The organism is Jannaschia halovivens, from assembly GCF_046452375.1.
Taxonomy (GTDB): Bacteria; Pseudomonadota; Alphaproteobacteria; order Rhodobacterales; family Rhodobacteraceae; genus Jannaschia; species Jannaschia halovivens.
In genome coordinates this window covers 563024-582628 of the sequence record NZ_JBKFDJ010000002.1, presented here as the reverse complement: position 1 = coordinate 582628, position 19605 = coordinate 563024, and the positions used below count along the sequence as shown (strand labels likewise).

Genomic DNA, 19605 nt, shown 5'->3' with positions numbered 1-19605 from the left:
CGGCCCGACCGGGGCGCTAGCGATCGGGCATGACCGCCTGTGCCGATCCGCCCCGTGTCCCGCTGCGCACCCGTCTGGGCCGGTATCTGCTGCGGCGGCTGCGGCGCAAGCTGCCCTTCCTCGCGCTTTATGCGGTGCTGGCCGCGACGGGCACGCTGGGCGAGTTGCGCGACCGGGCGGGCGCCGAGATCGGCCCGGCCTTCGCGGAGTTTCGCGAAACGCTCGAGACCTACAGCGCCCTCAAGCGCGCGCAGTTGGCGCAGGCCGAGCTGGAGACCTGCGCGTCGGCTCCCGTGCCGCGCCGGACCGAGGGCGGTCATGCCTTCCAGTCGGTCGCCGCCCCGCCCGACTGCTGATGCCGCGGGGGGTCGCGCCGTGACCCGGCCCGATCTCCAGACGCTGGTCGACGCGCATCCGGATGCCGAAACCTTCCGCTTCGGCGACGGCCCCGCGCTCTCGGCCGAGATCCTCGCGCTGGTGCGGTCGGGCGACAAGACCGTCACCGTCGAGGCGATGCGCGTCTATGACGGCCCCGATGGCGATTCGCTCCCCGAGGTCGGGCGCCGCGACATCGCGCTCGAATGGGATGGCCGCCCGGCGATGATGGTCGAGACGGTCGCCGTCGACCGGATGCGCTTCGACGAGATGACCGAGGACCGCGTCGCCGCGCAGGGCGAGTTCCGCGACCTTGCGCATTGGCGCGACGGCTACCGCGCCTATTTCGAGCGGACGGGCGGCTGGTCCGAGGACCTTGCGCTGATGGTCGAGACCTTCCGGGTCGTCGAGGATTACGCATGAGCGCTCAATCCCCCTGGGGCCCGCCTGCCGAGGCGACCAGCGTGCCGCGCGTCCGCCAACAGCGCGGCCCGGCCGTGCAGGTCTGGCTAATCCATCGCGACGGCCGACCCGATTTCTACGAGACCATCTTCGACTTCGCGACCTTCGTGGAAGCCTCGCGCACCGCCGAACCCTCGCTCCTCGTCTGGTCGGGGCGCGACGACGTCGACAGGACGGGCCTGCGTCAGACGCTCCGCCGGATCGTCACCGCCGAGATCGATGCCGCGCGCGCCCAGCTCAACGACGGCACGCGTGAGGCCGAGACCGAGGCGCGGACGGGCATGGGGCTCGTGCTGACGCTTGCCGCGCAGGGCACGCTTCTGGCGATGCGGGCCACGCCCGCGGGCCTCGCGACCTCCGCGCTGCTCGGTGTGGCGGCGTTGGTGCTGGGGCGCGACCGTCCTGCGCCCGGTCCGCACGATCCGGCCCGGCTCGAGGCCGAAATCGAGCGCGTGATGGCGGCGACCGATCGCGCGCTCGACCGGCTCGACCTCAAGATCCACCCGGAGCTGTCCGGAGGCGAGGGCGACGACGACGCCTGGCCACTGCCGCAAGCCGTGCGCGACGTGAAGGAGACCCCATGTTCCGCAAGATCCTGATCGCCAACCGGGGCGAGATCGCCTGTCGCGTGATCGACACCTGCCGCAGGCTCGGGGTGCGCACCGTCGCCGTCCATTCCGATATCGACGCGCAGGCGCGCCATGTCGAGATGGCCGACGAGGCGGTCTCGCTCGGCGGCGCGGCCCCGGCCGACAGCTACCTGCGCGGCGATGCGATCATCGAGGCTGCACGCGCGACAGGGGCCGCGGCGATCCATCCCGGTTACGGCTTCCTGTCCGAGAACCCCGACTTCGTGGACTCGGTCGAGGCCGCGGGGCTCGTCTTCATCGGGCCTTCGGCCAAGGCGATCCGGGCCATGGGTCTCAAGGACGCGGCCAAGGCGCTGATGGAAGAGGCGGGCGTGCCCGTCGTGCCGGGCTACCGCGGCGAAGAGCAGGATCCGGACGCGCTGGCGCGCGAGGCAGAGGCCATCGGCTACCCCGTGCTCATCAAGGCGGTCGCCGGCGGCGGCGGCAAGGGGATGCGCAAGGTCGAGGCGCCCGAGGGCTTCGCGGACGCGCTGGACGCGGCGGCCTCGGAGGCGCGGAAGGCCTTCGGCAACGACCATGTGCTGATCGAGAAATGGGTCGCCACACCCCGCCATATCGAGGTGCAGGTCTTCGGCGACGGCACGAACGCGGTCCACCTCTTCGAGCGGGACTGCTCGCTGCAGCGGCGGCACCAGAAGGTCATCGAGGAGGCGCCCGCGCCCGGCATGACGCCCGAGATGCGGAACGCGATGGGCGAGGCCGGCGTCCGCGCCGCCGAGGCGATCGGCTATGCCGGCGCGGGCACGGTCGAGTTCATCGTCGACGCGACCGACGGCCTCCGGGCGGACCGGTTCTATTTCATGGAGATGAACACGCGCCTGCAGGTCGAGCACCCGGTGACCGAAGCGATCACCGGCGTCGATCTCGTGGAATGGCAGTTGCGCGTGGCCAGCGGCGAGGGACTGCCCAAGCGGCAGGACGAGCTGTCGATCGACGGCCACGCCTTCGAGGCCCGGCTCTATGCCGAGGACGCGGCGGGCGGCTTCCTGCCCCAGACCGGACGGCTGACGCATCTGTCGTTTCCGGAGGGCGCGCGCGCCGAGACTGGGGTCCGGGCGGGCGATGTCATCAGCCCGTGGTACGACCCGATGATTGCCAAACTGGTAACACACGGACCGACGCGGGCGACGGCATTGGGTGCGCTGGAGCGGGCGCTGGCCGGGACGCAGGTCGCCGGAACCGTCACGAACCTCGCTTTCCTCCGAAAGCTCGCGCGGCACGAGGGGTTCGGCCGCGGCGAGGTCGACACAGGCCTGATCGACCGCGAGGTCGAGACGCTGGCCGCCAACCCCGTTGCCTGCACCAGGACACGGGCGCTGGCCGCGGTGCTCGCCTTGGGACTGGACGAGCCGCCCGCCCATGACGGATTCCACCTTTGGGAGCCGCTGCGCTGGACGGTCGCGATGGATCACCGTGGCGAGGCGATCGACGCCGTGGTCACAGCCCATGGCGCGGGCACCTACGCGGTCGATCTGGGCGACGGTCCGGTCGAGGTGGTGCGCGCGCCCACAGGCTGGGTGGTGGACGGGCGGGCCGTCGGGGCCGCATGGCACCGTGATCCGGGCCGACTGACGATCTTCTGGGGCAACGCCTATCCCTTCGACGTGACCGATCCGCTGGACGTGGCCGCCGCCGCCGGGGCCGCGTCGGGCGTGGTCGAGGCGCCGATGCCCGGGTTGGTGAAGGCGGTCTTCGTCGAGGCCGGGGCCGAGGTCGCGGCGGGCGCGCGGCTGGCCGTCCTCGAAGCGATGAAGATGGAGCATACGCTGACCGCCCCGCATGACGGTACCGTGGCCGAGGTGTTGGCCAAGGCGGGCGACCAGGTCGAGGCGGGGGCGGCCCTCGTGCGGATGGAGGACAAGGCATGACGTCGCCGTCTCGTCCGCGGCGGGCGCCGGGGCTCCGCCCCGGACCCCGAGGTATTTCGGGCCAGAGGAACGTCGCTTCATGACCGGCATCCTCTTGCATCACGTCCCCCAAAGCCGGTCGCAGCGCGTGCTCTGGCTTCTGCACGAACTGGATGTGTCGTTCGAGGTCCGGACCTGGCCCTTTGACAAGACGCTGAGATCCGACGAGTTCCTCGCGCTCAACCCGGCGGGCCGCGTGCCCGCGCTCGAGATGGACGGGCGGTCCTATTGGGAGACGGGCGCGATCGTGGAGATCCTGTGCGAGCGGTTTCCCGAGGCCGGGATTGGCCGCGCACCGGATCAGCCCGAGCGGGCCGATTGGCTGATCTGGGTGCATTTCAGCGAGACGATCAGCCAGCACGCCGCCGCCCTGACCCAGGCCCATATCGCGCTCCGCGAGGACTGGATGCGCTCGCCGGTGGCGATGAAGCTGGAAGCCGCCCGCGTGGGCAAATGCTTCGATGCCATCGAGGCGCGGCTGGTGGGCGACTGGCTTTTGCCCTCGGGGTTCTCGGCAGCGGATATCTGCGTGGCGCAGGCCGCCGCGATGGGCCGCCGGTTTCACGCGGTGGGTGACCGCCCGCGTATGGCGGGCTGGCTCGACCGGTGCCTCGCGCGGCCGGGATGGTCCGCGTCGGACCGGGGCGGCGCGCTTTATGATCGGGCGTTCTACGACGCGCCGCCCGTGATCGCGCCGGAGGACGCATGACCGACCGTGTCGAAATCTTCGAGGTCGGCCCCCGCGACGGGCTCCAGAACGAGGCACGCGCGATCCCGGCCGCCGAGAAGATCGCGCTGATCGACCTGTTGTCGAAGGCGGGGTTCCGGCGCATCGAGGTGGCGAGCTTCGTGAGCCCCAAATGGGTGCCTCAGATGGCCGACGGCGCCGAGGTCCTGGCCGGGATTAAGCGCCATGACGGCGTGTCCTACGCGGCGCTCACGCCCAACCTGCGCGGCTACGAGGGCGCGCGGGACGCCGTGGTCGACGAGGTGGCGATCTTCGCGAGCGCCTCGGAGGGGTTCTCGAAGGCCAATCTCAACGCCACCATCGCCGAGAGCCTCGCCCGGTTCGAACCGCTGGTCGCGGCCGCCCGCGCCGACGACATGCCGGTCCGGGGCTACGTGTCCTGTGTCGTGGAATGCCCATTCGACGGGGCCGTGCCGCCCGGTGACGTGGCGTGGGTCGTCGCAGCGCTGCGCGCATTCGGATGCTACGAGATCAGCCTCGGCGACACGATCGGGCGCGGACGGCCCGAAGCGGTGGATGCGATGCTGGACGCGGTGCTGGGCGAGATGGAGGCCACGGCGCTGGCCGGGCATTTCCACGACACGGCCGGGCGCGCGCTGGACAATGTGGACGCGGCGCTCGGGCGCGGGCTGCGGGTGTTCGACGCCGCGGTGGGCGGGCTCGGCGGCTGTCCCTACGCGCCGGGGGCAGCAGGGAACGTCGCGACCGAGGCCGTACTCGCGCATCTGCACGCCGCAGGCCACGAAACCGGCCTCGACGCCGCGGTCGTGGCTGCGGCGGCCGAGATGGCACGCGGCATGAGGGCCGGATGATGGACGTCTACCGGGGTGCCGAGCGAATGATGGCGATGGACGACGCGACATGGCGCCGACACGCCAACCCGTGGTCGGTCTGGTCTCGCTTCACGGTCCTGCCGCTTCTGGTTCTGGCGATCTGGAGCCGGGTCTGGCTGGGGTGGTGGGCGCTTCTGCCGATCGGCCTGGCGCTGGCGTGGAACTGGCTGAACCCGAGGGTCTTTCCACCAGTCGACCGGATCCGGGGCTGGGCGGGGCGCGCCGTCATGGGCGAGCGGATCTTCCTCGGCCACCGCGCCGAGATCGCGCCGCATCACCGTCGCGCCGCCACCGTCCTGACTTGGTCCTCGGCCGCGGGAGCCGTTCCGCTGGTCGTCGGGCTCTGGGCGCTCTGGTGGGAAGGCGTCGTGTTCGGCATGGCGCTGACGGTGCTGCCGAAGGTCTGGTTCTGCGACCGGATGGTCTGGATCTACGAGGATTGGGTGGGCGCGGATCGCCCGCTGCCGGGGGAGAAGATGACATGACCCACGAGACCCTGAACCTGAGCCGCGACGGGCGCGGTGTCGCGACCGTCCGGCTGCACCGCCCGGACGTGCACAACGCCCTCTCTGCGACGATGATGGACGAGTTGACGGCCGTCGCTGCCACGCTTGCCGCCGACGACAGCCGCGTCGTGGTGCTGACCGGGACGGGCCGGTCCTTCTGCGCGGGTGGGGACCTGGGATGGATGCGGGCGCAGTTCGATGCCCCGCCCGAGACGCGGGCCACCGAGGGGCGCCGCCTGGCCCACATGCTGCAGGCGTGGAACACGCTTCCGAAGCCGGTGATCGGGCGGGTGCAGGGCAATGCATTCGGCGGCGGGGTGGGGCTTGCCTGCATCTGCGACGTGGCGATCGGCGCGGCGGGCGCGCTTTTCGGTCTGACCGAGACGCGGCTGGGCCTGATCCCCGCGACCATCGGGCCCTACGTGATCGCACGGATGGGCGAGGGACGTGCGCGGCGCGTCTTCATGTCGTCGCGCCGCTTCGACGCCGCCGAGGCCGTCGATCTGGGCATCCTCGCGCGGGTGGTCGAGCCGGACGAGCTCGACGCGGCGGTCGAAGCCGAGGTCGCGCCCTATCTGGCCTGCGCGCCCGGTGCGGTGGCGGAGGCCAAGCGCCTGGCCCGCGCGCTCGGGCCGGTGATCGACGAGGCCACGATCGAGCGGACGATCGATGCGCTGATCACCCGCTGGGAGGGGGACGAGGCCGCCGAGGGCGTCGGCGCCTTCTTCGAGAAGCGCCCGCCGCGCTGGGCCGGCTGACGCATGCCGAGGCGCGCGCGACGGCTTGCGGGCGCGCCGCCATCGGGTAGGATTCGCGCAATCCCCTCGCCAGAAGGATCTGCAGGCATGTTCACCCGTCGCGCGATCACCCTGACCCTCGCCCTATGGCCCCTCGCGGCCTGCGCCAACGCGCCCGCCCTGTCGGCCCGCGCCAATGCCCGGCCCTCCGACCCGGACCTCGTGCCCCGCGCCACGCCCGGCTGGTCGTCCTGGGTGGCGGCCTTCAAGCCACGCGCCGCTGCCGCGGGGATCCGCGCCGATGTGATTGAGCGCGCCTTTCGGGGGCAGGGCTACGTGCCCGGCGTGGTCGCGCGAGACCGCAACCAGACCGAGTTCAAGCGCAGCTTCGAGGATTACCTCAACATCGTCGCCCCCGAGCGGAAGGTGCAGGCGGGTCGCGCCGCCTTCGCGCGCCATCGCTCGACCCTTTCGGCCATCGAAAGCCGCTATGGCGTGCCCGCCGAGATCGTCGCCGCCATCTGGGGCGTCGAGAGCAATTTCGGCCAGCGGCGCGGCGACATCCCCACGATCAGCGCCGTCTCGACGCTGGCCTTCGACGGGCGGCGCGGGGCGTTCTTCGAAAAGCAGCTGATCGCCGCGCTGCGCATCCTGCAATCGGGCGATATCACGCCTGAGCGGATGCTCGGGAGTTGGGCGGGGGCGATGGGGCATACGCAGTTTATCCCAACCAGCTACCTGCAATCGGCGGTCGATTTCACCGGCGATGGGCGCCGCGACATCTGGAGCGACGATCCGGCGGATGCGCTGGCCTCGGCAGCGGCCTATCTGCGCGATGCCGGCTGGCAGCGGGGCCAGAGCTGGGCGGTCGAGGATCCGTCGGGGAACCTCACGCCGGATCGCGGCGGACCCAGCTTCCGGACGGGGCCGAATTTTCGGGTCATCAAGCGCTACAACAACTCGGATTCCTACGCGCTGGGCGTCGGCCACCTGGCGGATCGGATCGCCGGGGGCGGGGCGCTGCGACAGGGATTCGGCCCGGACGGCGACGGCCTCGTGAAATCCCAGCGGGTCGATCTGCAACGGCGCCTGACCGCTGCCGGGTTCGACACCGACGGCGATGACGGCGTGCTCGGCCCCAAGAGCCGGGCCGCGATCGCCGCCTATCAGCGGAGCGTCGGTCTCGAGGCGACGGGTCGTCCGTCGGTCGCGCTGTTGCAGCGGCTCGGGGGCTAGATCGGGCGGGCGGTTCGGGGTCTGTCATTGCCTGACACGGCCACGCCGCCCACCTGTTCCGGAGACCTACACCGACCGGAGCGTTCGATGCGACTGATCCTGCCCCTCCTGTTCTGCGTGGCCCTTGCCGGGGCCGCGACGGCCCAGACCCTGCGCAACGACAGTGGCGGTGCCGTCAATCTGCGGGGCGGGCCGGGGACGCTCTTTCCGGTGCTGGGCACGCTCGGGCCGGGTGTGGCCGTGGAGCGTGGGCGCTGCGATCTGGAGGGGCGGTGGTGCCTCGTCTCGACCGACGGGGCGTTCGGGTGGGTCAATACGGCCTATCTCGCGGCGCGGTCGCCGACCGCACCGGTCCCCGAGGTGATCGTCACACCGCTGCCGTCCACCGGCGCCGCGCCGTTCGAGCCGCCCGCCGACCTGCCGCGCGAGATCGTGTCGGCGGTCCTCGGGCTGGGCGGCGGCACCGTCACGGGCGCGCGGCCGCCCACCATCCTGTCGACCACGGCCCCTATGTGGAACGTCACCACCGGCGAGGTGAACCTGCGATCCGGGCCGGGCACCGGTAATCCGGTCGTCGGCCGTCTGCGTCCAGGCGAGGGTGGGCGCATCGACGTCTGCTCGCCCGACGAGCAATGGTGCCGCATCGGCGCGCCGGACGGCCGGCAGGGTTGGGTGAAGGCGACGCTGATCGGCGAGCGCCGGATGGCGCCCTGACGACCCGGCGCCCGTTGACCCCCCGCGGCGCGCCACCTAGAACCGGCCCCAGACGCGAGCGGAGTGCCCGACATGCTGATGGAATACCTGCCCATCCTGATCTTTCTCGGCGTGGCCATCGGGCTTGGCCTCGTCCTGATCCTCGCGGCCGCCCTGATCGCGGTGCGCGCGCCGGACCCCGAGAAGGTCTCGGCCTACGAATGCGGGTTCAATGCCTTCGACGACGCGCGGATGAAGTTCGACGTCCGGTTCTACCTCGTCGCTATCCTCTTCATCATCTTCGACCTCGAGATCGCGTTTCTGTTCCCGTGGGCGGTGTCGTTCGCGGGCCTGTCGATGGAGGCGTTCTGGTCGATGATGGTCTTCCTCGCCGTGTTGACGGTGGGCTTCGCCTACGAATGGAAGAAGGGCGCGCTCGACTGGGAATGACGCGCCGTTTCAGCACCGCAAGTTGAAGGGTCGCCTCGGGCGGCCCTTCCGTTTTTCTGCGGCGCAGCATTCTTCCTTGATTTCACTCGAATCTCGGTTCATACCATCCAAGTAGATGGTAAAACGAGGCGGTTATGCCGAAGCAGCTGAAGGCGACCGAGACCGAGAAGCTCACATTGAACCTGGGATATGTCGATCTCGGGCGGATCGACCTTCTGGTCGAGGAAGGCTTCTTCACCAATCGGACCGACTTCATCCGGACCGCGATCCGGGCGCAGCTCGACCGGCACGGTACCGAGGTCGGCGCCCTGGTCGAGCGTCGCGTGCTGGAGATGGGCTTGCGCGACATCACGCGGGCCGAACTCGAGACCGCGCGCGCCGCAGGCGAACGGCTGCACATCAAGGTGGTCGGCCTGGCCCGGTTGGCGGCGGACATCCCGCCGGATCTCGCCCGCGAGACCATCGCCGAAATCACCGTGCTGGGGGCGCTTCAGGCGCCGCCCGCACTCAAGGACGCCCTGCGCGACCGCATCCGGTAAGCGCGACGAGGAGAGACCCGATGGACGGAGACTTCATGGCGGCCATGCGCCGCACGCTCGACCTGACGAAGAGTGGCGATCTCGGCGCTGCGACGCGGGAGATCCAGGCCGCGCTTTCGGGTGGCGGAGACGCGCCACGCGCGGAGGCCGTGGCCGACCCGGGCCCGAAGCCAAAGCCGAAGCGTACGGGCGCGACCGCCCCCGAGGTCGAGGACGCGGAGATCGTGGACGAGACACCGCCGCGTCGCCGCGCCCGCAAGCCACTGGGTGCGACGCTGGACTCGCTGCGCGCGCGGTCCCGCGCGACGGGCGGGTCGATGCCCGACCTCGCCGACGTGGCGGTCTGGGAGAGACGGCGCCATGCCGGGCGGTTCGGGGCCCGCGACGTCCGGGTCCATATCCCCGCCAGCGTCGCCGCAGAGGGTGCAGCGGGGGTGATCGTGATGCTGCACGGCTGCACCCAGACGCCCGAGGATTTCGCCATCGGTACCGCGATGGGTCGCCAGGCCGAAGATCACCGCCTCGTCGTCGCCTATCCCGCACAGGACCGCGCGGCCAATGCGCAGGGTTGCTGGGCCTGGTTTCAGCCCGCCGAACAGGGGCGCGGCGGCGAATCCGCCCTGATCGCCGAGTTGGCGGGCCAGATCGCGACGGAGTTCTCGGTGCCCGATGGGCGCGTTTTCGTGGCGGGTCTGTCGGCCGGGGGCGCGATGGCGGCGGTCACGGCCGCAGCTCACCCCGAGGTCTTCCGGGCGGCGGGCGTGCATTCGGGGCTGGCGCCGGGCGCGGCCCGCGACATGGTCTCGGCCTTCGCGGCGATGCGCGGCGACGGGTCCGCGGCGCAACCGGGCCCCACCACGTCCATGATCCTGTTTCACGGCGACGCGGATCGCACCGTCGCGCCTGCCGCTGCGGACTGGGGCACGCGTGACCTCGATGCGCCCGCCACCGATGCCCCGGCGGGCCACGGGCGCAGGGTCCGGCGCACGGTCGGGCGGACGATGGCGGGCGGCGCGGTCGAGGTCTGGCGCATCGCCGGGGCCGGGCACGCGTGGTCGGGGGGCGATCCGCGCGGCAGCTATGCCGACGCGGCGGGCCCGGATGCCTCGGCCGAGATGGTGCGGTTCTTCCTCGGACTGTCCTGACGCGCTCCGCGGCTACGATCGGTCGCGGCCTGCGCGGGTGTAAGTCGCACCGTCCGAGGCCTACATTCGGGTCAGGGTCGCGTTGACCGCCCGCGGGGTGCGGGCTACACCGCGACCGACCCTGCGGGACCCGATCCCGCGAGGCGAATTCCGAGACGGAGCGATGCGATGGGCGTGCAGACCGGACTGAACACCGCGGGCGGCGACAAGGAGCATGCGACGCAGCTTCTCAACCGCGAGCTTCAGGACAAGGGCTTCCTGCTAACCTCGACCGAGGACATCATCAACTGGGCGCGCACCGGCTCGCTCCACTGGATGACGTTTGGGCTGGCCTGCTGCGCGGTCGAGATGATGCACACGGCCATGCCCCGCTACGACATGGAACGGTTCGGCACCGCGCCCCGCGCGTCCCCCCGCCAGTCGGACCTGATGATCGTGGCGGGCACGCTGACCAACAAGATGGCGCCCGCGCTCCGCAAGGTCTACGACCAGATGCCGGAGCCGCGCTACGTCCTCTCGATGGGCAGCTGCGCCAATGGCGGCGGCTACTATCACTACAGCTATTCCGTCGTGCGCGGCTGCGACCGGATCGTGCCGGTCGACCTTTACGTGCCGGGTTGCCCGCCGACGGCAGAGGCATTGCTCTACGGATTGCTGCAACTTCAGCGGAAGATCCGCCGGACGGGGACCTTGGTGCGATGAGCGAGCAACTCGAAGAACTCGTCGCCCATATCGAGATGCGCCAGCCCGAGCGCGTCACGGGCCATTCCGTCGCCCATGGCGAGCTGACGCTGGAGGCCATCGCGTCGGACATCCCCGCACTCGTGGAGTTTCTCAAGACCGACGAGCAGTGCCGCTTCGCGTCGCTCGTGGACATCACGGCCATCGACTATCCGGGCGACGAGCGCCGCTTCGTCGTAGTCTATCATTTCCTCTCGATGTACCGGAACCAGCGCATTCGCCTGAAGGCCGCGGTCCGCGAGGAGGAGATCGTGCCCTCGATCACCGAGGTCTATCCGGCGGCGAACTGGTTCGAGCGCGAGGTGTTCGACATGTTCGGCATCCTCTTCTCGGGCCATCCGGACCTGCGCCGCATCCTCACCGATTACGGCTTCCGCGGCTATCCGCTGCGCAAGGACTTCCCGACGACGGGCTACACCGAGGTCCGCTACGACGAGGTCCAGAAGCGCGTGGTCTACGAGCCGGTCTCGCTGACGCAGGAATACCGCCAGTTCGACTTCATGTCCCCGTGGGAGGGCGCGGAATACGTGCTGCCCGGCGACGAGAAGGGCGAGGCGAAGTGACCGCCGCCGAAACCGACCTCCGCGACGTCGCGCGGCGCTATTGCGAGGGCGTCTACCACGCGCGTCCCGAGATCTTCGAGGAGATCTGCCACGACCGCTTCGCGATGACCGAGATCACGCCCGAGGGCGGCGAGAACGCGTGGGACAAGGCGTCCTATCTCGAGCGGGTGCGGGGCCGGTCGGCCTTTCCGGGCGACGTATCGGCCGAGATCCTCGATGTCGACATCGCGGGTGACGAGATCGCGCGCGTCCATCTTTGGGTCGACGTGCCGCCGCGCCGCTACGAGGATCATCTCGGCTTCGTGCGCGTGGACGGGTCTTGGAAGCTTCTGACGAAGGTGTTCCGCACGATGGGCCCTTCGACGGTGGAGGCGTAGGGCCGTGGCCGAGACGCTCTCCGGACGCTGCCTCTGCGGGGCCTGTGCCTTCACCGCGCGCCCCGACGGGCCCGCTGGGACGGGCGCCTGCCACTGCGGCATGTGCCGGAAATGGTCGGGCGGCATCTTCCTGTCGGTCGATTGCGGCGACAGCGTCGCGTTCGAGGACGGCGCGCCGCTGGGCCGCTTCCGCGGATCGGACTGGGGCGAGCGGGTGTTCTGCACATCATGCGGCGCGTCGCTGCTCTGGCAGCTTCAGGACGGCACGCATCAGCACGTCTCGATCCAGTGTTTCGAGGACCCGGGCCAGTTCGAACTCGGCGTCGAGGTCTTCATCGACAAGAAGCCCGGCAACTACGCCCTCGCGGGCGACCGCAAGACGATAACGGAGGCAGAGGTCTTCGCGCTTTATGCTTCCGAAGGAGGAACGACCTGATGGATGGCGACCTGACCCCGGCCCGCGGATACGAGGACGCCCTTACCGGCGAGCAGAAGATCCGCAACTTCAACATCAATTTCGGGCCCCAGCATCCGGCGGCCCACGGCGTGCTGCGGCTGGTGCTCGAGCTCGACGGCGAGATCGTCGAGCGCTGCGATCCGCATATCGGCCTGCTGCATCGCGGGACCGAGAAGCTGATGGAGAGCCGCACCTACCTCCAGAACCTGCCCTATCTCGACCGCCTCGACTACGTGGCGCCGATGAACCAGGAGCATGCGTGGTGCCTCGCCATCGAGCGGCTCACGGGGACCGAGGTGCCGCGCCGCGCCCAGCTGATCCGCGTGCTCTACTGCGAGATCGGGCGCATCCTCAGCCACATCCTCAACGTCACAACGCAGGCCATGGATGTCGGCGCGCTGACGCCCCCGCTTTGGGGCTTCGAGGAGCGCGAGAAGCTCATGGTCTTCTACGAGCGTGCGTCCGGCGGGCGGCTCCACGCCGCGTATTTCCGCCCCGGCGGCGTGCATCAGGACCTGCCGCCCGACCTGATCGACGATATCGAGGCCTGGATCGCGGACTTCCCGCGCGTCCTCGCCGACATCGACGGGCTCCTGACCGAGAACCGCATCTTCAAGCAGCGCAACGTCGACATCGCTGTCGTGAGCGAGCAGGAGGTCATGGACTGGGGCTTCTCGGGCGTCATGGCGCGCGGATCGGGCCTCGCCTGGGACCTGCGCCGCGCGCAGCCTTACGAATGCTACGACGAGTTCGACTTCCTCATCCCCACGGGCAAGAACGGCGACTGCTACGATCGCTACCTCGTCCGGATGGAGGAGATGCGGCAGTCGCTCCGGATTATGACCCAGGCAATCGAGAAGCTGCGCGCCCCCGAGGGCCAGGGCGACGTGCTGGCCCGTGGCAAGATGACACCGCCGAACCGGGGCGACATGAAGACCTCGATGGAAAGCCTGATCCATCACTTCAAGCTCTACACCGAAGGATTCCACGTCCCCGCGGGCGAGGTTTACGCCGCCGTCGAGGCCCCCAAGGGAGAGTTCGGCGTCTACATGGTGTCGGACGGGTCCAACAAACCCTACCGCGCCAAGCTGCGCGCGCCGGGCTACCTGCACCTGCAGGCGATGGACCACATTGCGCGGGGGCACCAGCTCGCCGACGTCGCCGCCATCATCGGAACGCTGGACGTGGTGTTCGGGGAGATCGACAGGTGAGGTGCATGATCTTCGGCGTCGTGTCGACCGTTCTCGCGACGCAGGCTGGTGCGAATGACCTCGATCCATCCGTCACCGAAGGGGATGTGGCGAATTTCATCTCCGCGGTGGTCGATCTCGGCTGCGATATCGTGACCGACGATCAATCCCGCGCCGTGGAAGAGGCGACCGGCCTCAGCAATTCTCAGTTGCACAAGGTCGTGGAATTCCTGATGCGCGACGGACAGGTCGTAAGTCTCGTTCGCGGCCTTCGACTTACTACAGGACGCTGCGCCAATGCTTAGACGCCTCCACAAAGACCAACCCGAGACCTTCGCCTTTACGCCCGCCAACCAGGCCTGGGCCGAGGCGCAGGTCACCAAGTATCCCGAGGGGCGGCAGGCCTCCGCGATCATTCCGCTGCTCTGGCGCGCGCAGGAGCAGGAGGGGTGGCTGTCGCGGCCCGCGATCGAGCATGTCGCGGACATGCTGGGCCTCGCCTATATTCGGGCGCTCGAGGTCGCGACCTTCTACTTCATGTTCCAGCTTCAGCCCGTCGGCGCGGTGGCGCATATCCAGATCTGCGGCACCACGTCCTGCATGATCTGCGGGGCCGAGGATCTGGTCGCCGTCTGCCGCGACAAGATCGCCTCGCGTCCCCACGTGATCAGCGAGGACGGCAAGCTGAGCTGGGAAGAGGTCGAGTGCCTCGGGGCCTGCGCCAACGCGCCGATGGCCCAGATCGGCAAGGACTACTACGAAGACCTGACGACCGAACGCTTCGCCGAGATGCTCGACCAGTTCCGCGCGGGCGAGGTGCCGGTGCCGGGCCCGCAGAACGGCCGCTTTACCTCGGAGCCGTTGGGCGGTGTCACCTCGCTGACCGATGCCGCGGGATCGAAGGACGAGGCTGCGAACGGCTCGGTCGCGCTGGCCCACCGGATCGGCGACACAATCAAGCGGATCGACGGCACCGAAGTGCCGCTGGTCGCCCCCTGGGGCCGCGCCAACCAGGCCGATGACGACCCGGAGGTCGCGGCGCGCGATCCGATGATGGGTCCGTCGGGCCCGGACGGCAAGCAGGCGGGTCGCGTTCGTGGTCAGGCCGATGCTCCGCGCACGCGCGGCGATGCCAGCGACGGGCGCGCCAATGTCCGCGGCTCCGACGCCACGGCCAAGGCGAAGCCCGAGGCCGGCACCGTCGCACCCGAGCCCGAGGGGCGCCCCGCCGCGGGTATCGCGAAGACACACGAGACGCCGACCGTCACCGGCACGACCGACACCGACGGGATGCCTGCAGGCACCCAGACGGCGGCCGAATCGACCGCGACCGCCGATCCGGGCACCAAGCCCGCGACGATGGACGCGCCGAAGTCTACGGGTGCGGACGATCTCAAGCGCATCCGGGGTGTCGGGCCGAAGCTCGAGAAGATGTTGAACGGCATGGGTTTCTGGCATTTCGACCAGATTGCCGCGTGGTCGGACCGCGAAATCGCGTGGGTCGACGGGAACCTCGAAGGGTTCAAGGGACGCGCAAGGCGTGACGAATGGGTGAAACAGGCTAGAGTGTTGGCTGAGGGAGGAGAGACGGAGTTCTCCTCGCGCCAGACGTAAGGGGCATCCGAACGGTCGGTCGCCCGCGATAGCAGGGGAGCCGCACCATGGATGACAACCGAATCCGTCCCATCGGGACACTCGAGAGCGCAGCGACGTCGTCGGGGGTCGCGGCCCTCGCGGGCGTCGGCACCCTCGCGCTTCTCATGTTGATCGCGGACTGGAGCTTCCTGCAGGCCGTGTTCGGCGGGTTCGTGGTCGCGGCCGTCGTGTTCTGCATCCTGCTCCTGACCATCGCGCGTCCGATCTCGCGGCCTGTGGGTGCAGGCGGCGTGCAGCGTCCAACCGCCGATCTGGCGCAGGCCGAAGCACCGGGAACGCCCGGAGAGCCCGCCCGTCCGCTGGCGCCGCGCGACGTGAACGCGCCCTCGCCGCACAAGGCCTCGATCGACAGCTCGATGATCTCGGACGTGCGCCGCGATGGCATCGGCGATCCGCGGGTCAATCGCGCGCTCGGCGATCCGTCCCATGCCGTCGGACTGGCGGGCGCGAGCCACGCGACCCCGGTGCCGGCCCCCGCGCCGGTCGATGCCGACCCGGTCGTGGCCAAGCCCGTGGGCGCGACGACTGCGCCCAAGCCGCAGGCGCAGCCCACCCCGATGGATGGCGAGGTCGTCTCGCCCGAGCCGCCTAAGGCCGCGCCCCCGAAACCGGCCGCATCCCCGAAAACCGCCGCATCGACGTCGTCGTCCAGCGTGGCACCGGATGCCGGGGCCGAAGGCACGAAGCCCGAGACGCTGGACGCCCCGCGGGGCGGCGCGGCCGACGATCTCAAGCGCATCAAGGGCATCGGCCCCAAGCTCGAGACACTCTGCAACCGACTGGGCTTCTGGCATTTCGACCAGATCGCTAGCTGGTCCGACGAGGAGATCGCATGGGTCGACGCCAATCTCGAAGGCTTCAAGGGACGGGTTCGCCGTGACGACTGGGTCGCGCAGGCCAAGCTCTTGGCTGAGGGCGGCGACACGGCCTTCTCCAAGCGTGTCGACAAGGGTGGGGTCTATTGACGCCGACCGGGCGGCACCGCTTGACGGCGGTGCGCCCGACCTGTTGAAGACGGCCTGAAATGACCGAGCCTTCGCCCTCAGACGTGTCGATCGCCAGGATGCAGCGCAACATCGCGCTGGTGATCCTCGGCACATTCGCGCTCTGGCTGCCGATGCAGGGCATCGCCTATTGGCTGGACCTGCCGACGCGCCTGATGGGACTGCTCGATCTCGTGGCGCTCGCGGCCCTGGGCTGGGCGCTATTCATGCTGTTGCGGGTGCGCCGGCTGCGCCGCAAGGAGGACTGACCCATGCTGCAAGATCAGGACCGGATCTTCACCAACATCTACGGCATGGCGGATCGTTCGCTGAAGGGCGCGCAGGCGCGCGGCCAGTGGGACGGGACCAAGGACCTGATCGCGCTGGGCCGCGACAAGATCGTCGAGATCATGAAGGCGAGCGGGCTGCGCGGGCGCGGCGGCGCGGGCTTCCCGACGGGCCTCAAGTGGTCCTTCATGCCCAAGGAAAGCGACGGTCGCCCGGCCTACCTCGTCATCAATGCCGACGAATCCGAGCCGGGCACCTGCAAGGACCGCGAGATCATGCGGCACGATCCCCACACCCTGATCGAGGGCGCGCTGATCGCGTCCTTCGCGATGGGCGCGCATGCCTGCTACATCTACATCCGCGGCGAATACATCCGCGAGAAGGAAGCGCTCCAGAACGCCATCGACGAAGCCTACGAGGCCGGGCTCCTGGGCAAGAACGCCGCAAAGTCGGGTTGGGATTTCGACCTCTACCTGCATCACGGCGCTGGGGCCTATATCTGCGGTGAGGAAACCGCCCTGATCGAAAGCCTCGAGGGCAAGAAGGGCATGCCGCGCATGAAGCCGCCGTTTCCGGCGGGCGCGGGTCTCTATGGCTGCCCCACCACGGTCAACAACGTCGAAAGCATCGCGGTCGTCCCCACCATCCTGCGGCGCGGGGCCGAATGGTTCGCGGGCTTCGGACGGCCGAACAACGCGGGGACCAAACTCTTCGCCATCTCGGGTCACGTGAACCGGCCCTGTGTCGTCGAGGAGGCCATGTCCATCTCGTTCGAGGAGCTGATCGAGACCCATTGCGGCGGCATTCGCGGCGGCTGGGACAACCTCAAGGCCGTGATCCCCGGCGGGTCGTCGGTGCCGATGATACCGGGGAAGGACATGCGCGAGGCGATCATGGATTTCGACTACCTGCGCGAGCAGAAGTCGGGCCTCGGCACCGCGGCGGTCATCGTGATGGACAACTCCACCGATATCATCAAGGCGATCTGGCGGCTGAGCGCGTTCTACAAGCACGAGAGCTGCGGACAGTGCACGCCCTGCCGCGAAGGTACGGGCTGGATGATGCGGGTCATGGACCGGCTGGTGAAGGGCGAGGCGGAGGTCGAGGAGATCGACATGCTGCTCGACGTCACCAAGCAGGTCGAGGGCCACACGATCTGCGCGCTGGGCGACGCGGCGGCCTGGCCGATCCAGGGCCTGATCCGGCATTTCCGGGACGAGATCGAGGATCGCATCCGGCACAAGCGCGCCCCGTCCCCGACATCGGTGGCCGCGGAATGATCCGTGGCCTGACGGTCGCCTGTGCCTTTGCGGCGATCCCGGCCGCCGCGCAGGAAGCCGTGCCCGCCGTCGCCGACACCATCGCCGACGGCACCATGCTATCGGTCATCACCGAACCCTACGCCCATGCGTTGGCCGCCATTGCCGGCTGGGTCGTCCTGACGCTGGTCCTCCTGATCCTGTCGGTGGTCGGGGCGCCCCGCGCGCGGTCCGACAACGGCATGCCCGTGCGGGATTATTCGGACCCATTCTACCGCCGAGACCGCGCCTTCCGGAACGCCGTCGAGACATCCGGCCCGTTCATCGCGGCCACGCTCGTCGCCATCCTCGTGGGCGCGTCGCCCTTCTGGACGAACCTTCTGGCCTCGGTCTTCCTCGTCGCGCGCATCGGCATGGCGGTCATCCATATACGCACCGAGATCCAGCCCGCCCGTTCGGCCTTCTGGTTCGCGGGCACGCTGTGCGTGACGGGTCTTGCGCTTCTGGCATTGGTCGGGGCCTTCACGCTGTGATCCGCGTGGGCCTGATCGTCCTCTGCCTCGCGACGCCGCTCCGGGCCGACGATCTGCGCCCGGTGCCGGACTATTTCGTCGACACCGTCTTCCTGACCTCGACCGCCCAGACCATCGCGCGGGCCTGCTCGACCCTGTCGCTCGATCCCGCGGCGACGACCCGCCTGACCGAGACCGTGCTCGCCCGGCTCGAGGCCGATGGGTACACATCGGATGTCATCGCGACGGGGATGGATGATCCGGGTCCCGCTATCGCGGCCTTGCAGGAAGCGTTCCTCGCGAAGCATGATCTGGCCGACGGCGCGCCTGAGCCGCAGGTCTGTGCGGCCGGTCGCGCCGAAATCGCCGGGGACACACCCCTCGGACATCTGATGCTGGAGGTCGCTGAATGACCCTGAGAACCCTGACCCTGATCGCGGCCCTGGCGGGTCTCGCCGGCTGCGGCACCTTCGACAGCCTCGCCTCGGGGGCGAGCGGTCCGTTCAGCGGCGGTGGTGGCCTGCGCGGCAGCGCGACCGAAGTCGGCGGCGTCCGGTTCCGCACGCGGGTCTCGGGCGACGGCCGGGCCTTCACGACCGCCACGCGCGGGGCAGACCGATCCGTCGAGGGCGCGCTCGAGGCCGGGCGCGTCGAGGGCGTCAAATACTGCATCAAGCGCTATGGCGGCTCGGATATCACTTGGGCCATCGGGCCCGATCGCCCGGTCGAAGAGGTCGTGCTGGACGATGGCGGCGCGTTGGTCCTGCAGGGAACCTGCGTCACGCGCTGAACCCCGCCGGGTCAGACGCTTGCGGACGACCGCTATTGAATGACGGTCCTGTCGGGACAATTTCGGATCGGACAGCAATGCCAACCCGGAGGCCGTCATGCCCCATTTCCTTCGCGCCCTTGCCGCGACCCTGACCGTTGCCGCCACGCCCGTCCTCGCCGCAGGGCTCGAGGACGAGCCGCGCATCACCGAAGGGCTGATTACGGTCGGCATCGCCTACGAGATCGCCGAGGTCTGCCCGACCATCGGTCCGCGCCGCATCCGCGGCCTGCGCTATCTGCTGGCGCTGAAATCGGCGGCCAGCGATCTGGGCTATAGCGACGCCGAGATCGAGACCTTCATCGACGACGATGCCGCGAAGGACCGGCTCGAGGTCATCGCGCGCGAGCGTCTGGCGGGTTTGGGCGCATCGCGCGGTGATGTCGCGGCCCATTGCCGCGTCGGGGTGGCCGAAGTCGCGAATGATACGCAGGTCGGTCGACTGCTCAACCCGAACTGAGGCCAAGGG

At 69.5% G+C, this 19605-nt stretch carries 27 protein-coding genes; all 27 read left to right on the top strand.

What is annotated here, in order from left to right; all coding sequences use genetic code 11:
* Positions 1-29: 29 nt before the first annotated feature.
* The gene (locus ACK8OR_RS16410) at positions 30-356 is read left to right on the top strand and encodes a hypothetical protein (RefSeq protein WP_410190461.1); all 327 of its coding nucleotides are present in this window, start codon (positions 30-32) and stop codon (positions 354-356) included.
* Positions 357-375: 19 nt separating this feature from the next.
* The gene (locus ACK8OR_RS16405; protein WP_410190460.1) at positions 376-798 is read left to right on the top strand and encodes an ASCH domain-containing protein; all 423 of its coding nucleotides are present in this window, start codon (positions 376-378) and stop codon (positions 796-798) included.
* Positions 795-1436: a hypothetical protein gene (locus ACK8OR_RS16400; RefSeq protein WP_410190459.1), complete on the top strand. Its 642-nt coding sequence runs from the start codon at positions 795-797 to the stop codon at positions 1434-1436. The genes ACK8OR_RS16405 and ACK8OR_RS16400 overlap by 4 nt, the downstream gene beginning before the upstream one ends.
* Positions 1418-3355: an acetyl/propionyl/methylcrotonyl-CoA carboxylase subunit alpha gene (locus ACK8OR_RS16395; RefSeq protein WP_410190458.1), complete on the top strand. Its 1938-nt coding sequence runs from the start codon at positions 1418-1420 to the stop codon at positions 3353-3355. The genes ACK8OR_RS16400 and ACK8OR_RS16395 overlap by 19 nt, the downstream gene beginning before the upstream one ends.
* A gap of 79 nt (positions 3356-3434) precedes the next feature.
* A complete protein-coding gene (locus ACK8OR_RS16390) occupies positions 3435-4103 on the top strand; it encodes a glutathione S-transferase family protein (protein ID WP_410190457.1) in 669 nt (222 codons plus the stop codon).
* The gene (locus ACK8OR_RS16385; protein WP_410190456.1) at positions 4100-4954 is read left to right on the top strand and encodes a hydroxymethylglutaryl-CoA lyase; all 855 of its coding nucleotides are present in this window, start codon (positions 4100-4102) and stop codon (positions 4952-4954) included. The genes ACK8OR_RS16390 and ACK8OR_RS16385 overlap by 4 nt, the downstream gene beginning before the upstream one ends.
* Positions 4951-5460 carry a DUF6653 family protein gene (locus tag ACK8OR_RS16380; protein ID WP_410190455.1) on the top strand — a complete coding sequence of 170 codons (510 nt, stop codon included), beginning with the start codon at positions 4951-4953 and terminating at the stop codon, positions 5458-5460. Before ACK8OR_RS16385 ends, ACK8OR_RS16380 begins: the two co-directional genes overlap by 4 nt.
* Positions 5457-6239 (top strand): crotonase/enoyl-CoA hydratase family protein, encoded by a 783-nt coding sequence (locus ACK8OR_RS16375; RefSeq protein ID WP_410190454.1) that lies wholly within the window; start codon positions 5457-5459, stop codon positions 6237-6239. Before ACK8OR_RS16380 ends, ACK8OR_RS16375 begins: the two co-directional genes overlap by 4 nt.
* A gap of 87 nt (positions 6240-6326) precedes the next feature.
* Positions 6327-7454 (top strand): lytic murein transglycosylase, encoded by a 1128-nt coding sequence (locus ACK8OR_RS16370; RefSeq protein ID WP_410190453.1) that lies wholly within the window; start codon positions 6327-6329, stop codon positions 7452-7454.
* Positions 7455-7541: 87 nt separating this feature from the next.
* Entirely contained in the window at positions 7542-8168 is a 627-nt protein-coding gene (locus tag ACK8OR_RS16365) for an SH3 domain-containing protein (protein WP_410190452.1), read from the top strand.
* A 63-nt stretch (positions 8169-8231) separates the two neighbouring features.
* Complete coding sequence (locus ACK8OR_RS16360; RefSeq protein WP_298429436.1) at positions 8232-8597, top strand: NADH-quinone oxidoreductase subunit A; 366 nt, start codon at positions 8232-8234, stop codon at positions 8595-8597.
* A 134-nt stretch (positions 8598-8731) separates the two neighbouring features.
* The gene (locus tag ACK8OR_RS16355; RefSeq protein ID WP_410190451.1) at positions 8732-9136 is read left to right on the top strand and encodes a CopG family transcriptional regulator; all 405 of its coding nucleotides are present in this window, start codon (positions 8732-8734) and stop codon (positions 9134-9136) included.
* Between the two features lie 20 nt (positions 9137-9156).
* Positions 9157-10281: an extracellular catalytic domain type 1 short-chain-length polyhydroxyalkanoate depolymerase gene (locus ACK8OR_RS16350; protein WP_410190450.1), complete on the top strand. Its 1125-nt coding sequence runs from the start codon at positions 9157-9159 to the stop codon at positions 10279-10281.
* A 168-nt stretch (positions 10282-10449) separates the two neighbouring features.
* Positions 10450-10983, top strand: a complete 534-nt coding sequence (locus ACK8OR_RS16345) for a NuoB/complex I 20 kDa subunit family protein (RefSeq protein ID WP_055084349.1) — start codon at positions 10450-10452, stop codon at positions 10981-10983.
* Positions 10980-11585 (top strand): NADH-quinone oxidoreductase subunit C, encoded by a 606-nt coding sequence (locus ACK8OR_RS16340; RefSeq protein ID WP_410190449.1) that lies wholly within the window; start codon positions 10980-10982, stop codon positions 11583-11585. Before ACK8OR_RS16345 ends, ACK8OR_RS16340 begins: the two co-directional genes overlap by 4 nt.
* Positions 11582-11962, top strand: coding sequence for a nuclear transport factor 2 family protein (locus tag ACK8OR_RS16335; protein ID WP_410190448.1), 381 nt, complete (start codon positions 11582-11584; stop codon positions 11960-11962). Before ACK8OR_RS16340 ends, ACK8OR_RS16335 begins: the two co-directional genes overlap by 4 nt.
* A gap of 4 nt (positions 11963-11966) precedes the next feature.
* Positions 11967-12398, top strand: a complete 432-nt coding sequence (locus ACK8OR_RS16330; protein WP_410190447.1) for a GFA family protein — start codon at positions 11967-11969, stop codon at positions 12396-12398.
* Positions 12398-13630, top strand: a complete 1233-nt coding sequence (locus ACK8OR_RS16325) for an NADH-quinone oxidoreductase subunit D (RefSeq protein ID WP_410190446.1) — start codon at positions 12398-12400, stop codon at positions 13628-13630. Before ACK8OR_RS16330 ends, ACK8OR_RS16325 begins: the two co-directional genes overlap by 1 nt.
* Before the next feature lie 5 nt (positions 13631-13635).
* Positions 13636-13914 (top strand): hypothetical protein, encoded by a 279-nt coding sequence (locus ACK8OR_RS16320; RefSeq protein ID WP_410190445.1) that lies wholly within the window; start codon positions 13636-13638, stop codon positions 13912-13914.
* Positions 13907-15223, top strand: coding sequence for an NADH-quinone oxidoreductase subunit E (locus tag ACK8OR_RS16315; protein WP_410190444.1), 1317 nt, complete (start codon positions 13907-13909; stop codon positions 15221-15223). The genes ACK8OR_RS16320 and ACK8OR_RS16315 overlap by 8 nt, the downstream gene beginning before the upstream one ends.
* Positions 15224-15270: 47 nt before the next feature.
* On the top strand, positions 15271-16230 hold the full coding sequence (locus tag ACK8OR_RS16310) for a hypothetical protein (RefSeq protein WP_410190443.1): 960 nt from the start codon (positions 15271-15273) through the stop codon (positions 16228-16230).
* 59 nt (positions 16231-16289) lie between these two features.
* Positions 16290-16517 carry a DUF5337 family protein gene (locus ACK8OR_RS16305; RefSeq protein WP_410190442.1) on the top strand — a complete coding sequence of 76 codons (228 nt, stop codon included), beginning with the start codon at positions 16290-16292 and terminating at the stop codon, positions 16515-16517.
* 3 nt (positions 16518-16520) lie between these two features.
* A complete protein-coding gene (gene nuoF / locus ACK8OR_RS16300; RefSeq protein ID WP_410190441.1) occupies positions 16521-17816 on the top strand; it encodes an NADH-quinone oxidoreductase subunit NuoF in 1296 nt (431 codons plus the stop codon).
* Positions 17813-18328, top strand: a complete 516-nt coding sequence (locus ACK8OR_RS16295) for an MAPEG family protein (protein WP_410190440.1) — start codon at positions 17813-17815, stop codon at positions 18326-18328. Before nuoF ends, ACK8OR_RS16295 begins: the two co-directional genes overlap by 4 nt.
* Before the next feature lie 5 nt (positions 18329-18333).
* The gene (locus ACK8OR_RS16290; protein ID WP_410190439.1) at positions 18334-18720 is read left to right on the top strand and encodes a DUF5333 family protein; all 387 of its coding nucleotides are present in this window, start codon (positions 18334-18336) and stop codon (positions 18718-18720) included.
* Positions 18717-19097, top strand: a complete 381-nt coding sequence (locus ACK8OR_RS16285) for a hypothetical protein (RefSeq protein ID WP_410190438.1) — start codon at positions 18717-18719, stop codon at positions 19095-19097. Before ACK8OR_RS16290 ends, ACK8OR_RS16285 begins: the two co-directional genes overlap by 4 nt.
* A gap of 97 nt (positions 19098-19194) precedes the next feature.
* On the top strand, positions 19195-19596 hold the full coding sequence (locus ACK8OR_RS16280) for a DUF5333 domain-containing protein (protein WP_410190437.1): 402 nt from the start codon (positions 19195-19197) through the stop codon (positions 19594-19596).
* Positions 19597-19605: the final 9 nt, after the last annotated feature.

What these genes read in the sequence shown, in the direction of transcription:
- ACK8OR_RS16285 (WP_410190438.1), top strand. Translation starts at nt 18,717, where the DNA reads ATGACCCTGAGAACCCTGACCCTGATCGCGGCCCTGGCGGGTCTCGCC.
- ACK8OR_RS16380 (WP_410190455.1), top strand. Translation starts at nt 4,951, where the DNA reads ATGATGGACGTCTACCGGGGTGCCGAGCGAATGATGGCGATGGACGAC.
- nuoF (WP_410190441.1), top strand. Translation starts at nt 16,521, where the DNA reads ATGCTGCAAGATCAGGACCGGATCTTCACCAACATCTACGGCATGGCG.
- ACK8OR_RS16315 (WP_410190444.1), top strand. Translation starts at nt 13,907, where the DNA reads ATGCTTAGACGCCTCCACAAAGACCAACCCGAGACCTTCGCCTTTACG.
- ACK8OR_RS16280 (WP_410190437.1), top strand. Translation starts at nt 19,195, where the DNA reads ATGCCCCATTTCCTTCGCGCCCTTGCCGCGACCCTGACCGTTGCCGCC.
- ACK8OR_RS16350 (WP_410190450.1), top strand. Translation starts at nt 9,157, where the DNA reads ATGGACGGAGACTTCATGGCGGCCATGCGCCGCACGCTCGACCTGACG.
- ACK8OR_RS16325 (WP_410190446.1), top strand. Translation starts at nt 12,398, where the DNA reads ATGGATGGCGACCTGACCCCGGCCCGCGGATACGAGGACGCCCTTACC.
- ACK8OR_RS16310 (WP_410190443.1), top strand. Translation starts at nt 15,271, where the DNA reads ATGGATGACAACCGAATCCGTCCCATCGGGACACTCGAGAGCGCAGCG.
- ACK8OR_RS16395 (WP_410190458.1), top strand. Translation starts at nt 1,418, where the DNA reads ATGTTCCGCAAGATCCTGATCGCCAACCGGGGCGAGATCGCCTGTCGC.
- ACK8OR_RS16385 (WP_410190456.1), top strand. Translation starts at nt 4,100, where the DNA reads ATGACCGACCGTGTCGAAATCTTCGAGGTCGGCCCCCGCGACGGGCTC.
- ACK8OR_RS16355 (WP_410190451.1), top strand. Translation starts at nt 8,732, where the DNA reads ATGCCGAAGCAGCTGAAGGCGACCGAGACCGAGAAGCTCACATTGAAC.
- ACK8OR_RS16390 (WP_410190457.1), top strand. Translation starts at nt 3,435, where the DNA reads ATGACCGGCATCCTCTTGCATCACGTCCCCCAAAGCCGGTCGCAGCGC.
- ACK8OR_RS16370 (WP_410190453.1), top strand. Translation starts at nt 6,327, where the DNA reads ATGTTCACCCGTCGCGCGATCACCCTGACCCTCGCCCTATGGCCCCTC.
- ACK8OR_RS16400 (WP_410190459.1), top strand. Translation starts at nt 795, where the DNA reads ATGAGCGCTCAATCCCCCTGGGGCCCGCCTGCCGAGGCGACCAGCGTG.
- ACK8OR_RS16375 (WP_410190454.1), top strand. Translation starts at nt 5,457, where the DNA reads ATGACCCACGAGACCCTGAACCTGAGCCGCGACGGGCGCGGTGTCGCG.
- ACK8OR_RS16345 (WP_055084349.1), top strand. Translation starts at nt 10,450, where the DNA reads ATGGGCGTGCAGACCGGACTGAACACCGCGGGCGGCGACAAGGAGCAT.
- ACK8OR_RS16410 (WP_410190461.1), top strand. Translation starts at nt 30, where the DNA reads ATGACCGCCTGTGCCGATCCGCCCCGTGTCCCGCTGCGCACCCGTCTG.
- ACK8OR_RS16340 (WP_410190449.1), top strand. Translation starts at nt 10,980, where the DNA reads ATGAGCGAGCAACTCGAAGAACTCGTCGCCCATATCGAGATGCGCCAG.
- ACK8OR_RS16305 (WP_410190442.1), top strand. Translation starts at nt 16,290, where the DNA reads ATGACCGAGCCTTCGCCCTCAGACGTGTCGATCGCCAGGATGCAGCGC.
- ACK8OR_RS16295 (WP_410190440.1), top strand. Translation starts at nt 17,813, where the DNA reads ATGATCCGTGGCCTGACGGTCGCCTGTGCCTTTGCGGCGATCCCGGCC.
- ACK8OR_RS16320 (WP_410190445.1), top strand. Translation starts at nt 13,636, where the DNA reads ATGATCTTCGGCGTCGTGTCGACCGTTCTCGCGACGCAGGCTGGTGCG.
- ACK8OR_RS16365 (WP_410190452.1), top strand. Translation starts at nt 7,542, where the DNA reads ATGCGACTGATCCTGCCCCTCCTGTTCTGCGTGGCCCTTGCCGGGGCC.